Here is a 3,217-nt window from a genome sequence, read left to right as displayed (position 1 = left end):
CAGATCCGCATCGCCATCATGAACAGATACAACGCCCTCGGCACCGCCGAGATCACAGCCGTTCGCTGAACGCAGAGCGGGAAAGGGTCACCTTGGCCTCCATCCGATTAACGCAACAACGCCGCGCCGAGGCATGGAAGGGCTATTACGAGGCGACGACCGCAAGGGACAAGGAACGCAATATGGCGCTGGCTCTGAAAGCCGATGAACGCGCCATACAGCTTTACACTTCCGCCGGGGTGATGAAAGGCAACCCGCTTTCGCCCGCCACCTACGGCGAAAAGGGTGATCTTACGGGGAGCGAACCGGATGGGCTGTCCTATCTTGCCGACCTCGCCATGCGGTTTCTGAACAGCCCCTATCGCACCGGCACCAAGGAAACCGACGAGGAATTGTTCGGCACTGCCCCGGAGGAACCATCCACAGCGGAAGAGGGCGCTGCTTCTGATACCCCCTATGCCGATCTGTTTGCGGACATGGGGGAATATGACGGCGAGCTTCCGCCTGAGCCTGAACCCACGCCCCCAGTGCCTCCTGCTCCTTTTTCGGGGATCAGATTGCGCCGTAGACCGAGGCCTGAAAGCTAGTCAAACCGGCCCGTACCATCGTGCCCAAGGCCTGTCCAGCGGTATTGAAACATACCTAGAGGCTGACGCAGCCGAAAGCACGGAGGCGGGCGCTCAACCTATCCTGAAATCGGCTTCTCGATAGAATCCGAAGTCATTCAGCCATGTGACTCCGCAGACGTTGCACACGTCTGGCACCTTCCTGTTCGCGCGTTGTTTCGACGGCTTGGAAAGCTCCTTCGTTACAATCGTTCGGTCCGTCTTGCCGAGAGCATATGCGACGAGGAAAGGGTCCTTTCCGATCTTCTGCATTTCCGTCCCATCCAGATCGGGGGCATATCCATGGTTGACCACATGCCGGAGGGACGCAACGTCAACCCTCTCATTCAGACGGAGGGCGGTCTTGGCATCGTCTTCCTTCAACCAGTCCGCAACGTCATCGTTTCCGGTTGTCACTTCGTCGGCAATTTCACGAGGAATTTTCACACGCCCGGCTCGGCCGCATTCGATAAGCCAATCCCAGAACTGTGGAATGCGCTCAATAGAGTAATAATCGCCATTCGCTCGGATTAATGTATTCGCGTCAAGGAGGTAGAGCACTAGGTTGCCTTCCTCCTTGGAGCGCCGTTGCCGAGTCCCATCACGCTAGATAGCAGGGGCTCAACTGCACCGGGGCGAACACCCAGAACCTTCGCGGCCGTGGTATGGGTTACGGCATCGGCGCGGAGCCCGTGCCCCACGAAGCGCAAAAGGGCTTCCCCCAAACGATGACGGCGGACGACGTAGTAACTAGGCCCGCCCTCCGTGCCGCGATTCTGGTCCCGTTCACGGGCACGTTGGCGCTGCCATTGCTCGGCAAGAATGCGGACGACCTCGCCATAAGTCTCCGCATCCGTCTTCCGCTCGCGCCAAAGTCGATAGGCCGCCATCGCCTTGCTGACGTGCCATTCCCGACACAAAATATCGGTCTCCTGCATAACCGACTCGGCCGTTACCAGTTTGGGCAGTCGCGCCAATGCTTGATCCGGCAGTAGCAGTTCGCCCGCCACGTCATTACAGAAGCGTTCGATGCGGGCATTAGGTGTGTGCGGTTCCTCTTTCGCGGGAAGGCCGCTAACGCCGGTATTGCCGACGAAGATATGCACCAATTCATGAATCAGGGTGAAGGACCACGCCGCTTTGGCATCCTGATCATTGATCACGATCATGGGCGCGAGTTTGTCAGCAACGGCAAAGCCCCGGAAGACTTTCGGAGAGATTGCGGTGTGATGGCTTCCTAGATCGCCCAAGAGGATGACGAAGACGCGGAGGGCTTCGGTTCTGCGCCGCAGTTCCGTAAAGAGGTCTTCAGGCTGACGCATCCCCCGCCGGAAGCTGCGATCATCGTCAATCCCGAGTGCGGCCTTGATCCGGTTGGCGGCCTCCGCAATCGATGTGCTGATGGTGAGGGTGCCCACGAAACCGACTGGTTCCGCGTCTTCCTCGTCCTCCATCATGTCGCGCAAAATGCTCTGCCGGGTGCGCACGTCCCGCACAAGGGCATCTAACCATGCGGCTTCCTGCCGCGCGACCGGGGTGCGCATCGTTCGGAAATCCTCACCTCGGTCTGCCGGGCGCGGCGGCTCCGCCATGTAGAGGGAGAGAAGCGGGCGATGATATGCGGCTGCCATTTTGGCTAGCTGCGCCTCGGTTGGCGCTCGCTCGCCGCCCTCCATGGCTTCAAGTTTTTCGGCCGCAGTGCCACGCGTCCCAGAGGTCAAACCGATCTTGTGCGCCGCCTCCTCTATGGAGAGCCCCGCCGTCTCGCGCGCCCAAACTAGGACCGCAGGATTGATAGCTTCCTCAACGCTCATGTGCTTGCCGGGACGGCTGGTGCCTGCTGCTTCAGGTCATTCTCCTCAGATGGGAATGAAATTCCAGTGAAAGAGTCCATGCCCCGAGATTTGATTGCGCGCTCGCGACCATGTGAGCCCCGTGTGCAACGCCCTCGTGTCCCGCCCTGCGTCATAGATTTAAGTAGCGCATGGTGTGCGCTGTCTACCGGTGCAACCAACCGCCGAAAGGTGGACGCATGGGTGGATTAATTGGAATTAAAGTCGCGTAATATATTGAAATTTCTTTATTTTCTTGGAAAAAGTGGTGCCCAGAGCCGGAATCGAACCAGCGACACGCGGATTTTCAATCCGCTGCTCTACCAACTGAGCTATCTGGGCACCGTTTGGTGAGGGGGTGATACCCAAGGCTGCAGGGGCTGTCCAGAGGAAAAACGACCTGAATTTCCGCTCCGCTTTCTGAGGTGTCGAACAGTGTTCTGGGCTGGTGCAGAGCACGGTCCGGAGGGGATCTGTAATGCAGACGGGACTGTGTCGACCGGGATCTGGGGCGCTTCGGGAGGGGGGCGACAGGATCGGGCATTCCGCAGCCTGGCCGTTGGCTGAGGCCGGATCGCAGGCCATCCGAAAGCCGGCAGATCGGAACGCATCAGAACAACCGCCGTCGCTTTCAGGGGCGTGACGCATGGCGTCTGACCTGCCCCCCGGAAGTTCCCTCGTTCATAACGAGAGTCCTTGGGGTTGATAGTTGTCGGTTTCGGGTTGGGCAAGCGCGCCGGTCGCGGAGCCCTCAGATTGCTCAAGCGCTCGGCGCGCTTC

Annotated in this window: 3 protein-coding genes and 1 tRNA gene; 1 reads left to right on the top strand and 3 read right to left on the bottom strand. The window is 59.4% G+C overall.

The window, feature by feature from the left end:
* Positions 1–587 (top strand): hypothetical protein (locus ACO2Q5_RS23785; protein WP_423295690.1); only part of this gene is annotated, 587 nt, incomplete at its 5' end.
* A 93-nt stretch (positions 588–680) separates the two neighbouring features.
* Here the strand turns inward: ACO2Q5_RS23785 and ACO2Q5_RS23780 are convergent.
* The 3 genes from ACO2Q5_RS23780 to ACO2Q5_RS23770 all read right to left on the bottom strand — a co-directional run bounded on the left by ACO2Q5_RS23780 (position 681) and on the right by ACO2Q5_RS23770 (position 2,779).
* A complete protein-coding gene (locus ACO2Q5_RS23780) occupies positions 681–1,166 on the bottom strand; it encodes a DUF4411 family protein (RefSeq protein ID WP_423295688.1) in 486 nt (161 codons plus the stop codon).
* On the bottom strand, positions 1,166–2,419 hold the full coding sequence (locus ACO2Q5_RS23775) for an ImmA/IrrE family metallo-endopeptidase (RefSeq protein ID WP_423295687.1): 1,254 nt from the start codon (positions 2,417–2,419) through the stop codon (positions 1,166–1,168). The genes ACO2Q5_RS23780 and ACO2Q5_RS23775 overlap by 1 nt, the downstream gene beginning before the upstream one ends.
* Positions 2,420–2,703: 284 nt before the next feature.
* Positions 2,704–2,779, bottom strand: a tRNA-Phe gene (locus ACO2Q5_RS23770).
* Positions 2,780–3,217: the final 438 nt, after the last annotated feature.

Origin of the sequence: Neotabrizicola sp. VNH66 (assembly GCF_049445895.1) — a bacterium.
In the GTDB taxonomy this organism is placed as follows: Bacteria; Pseudomonadota; Alphaproteobacteria; order Rhodobacterales; family Rhodobacteraceae; genus Pseudogemmobacter.
The sequence above is the reverse complement of the archived record's forward strand: the minus strand, read 5'-3'. Positions and strand labels throughout refer to the sequence as shown.

What these genes read in the sequence shown, in the direction of transcription:
- ACO2Q5_RS23775 (WP_423295687.1), bottom strand. Translation starts at nt 2,419, where the DNA reads ATGAGCGTTGAGGAAGCTATCAATCCTGCGGTCCTAGTTTGGGCGCGC.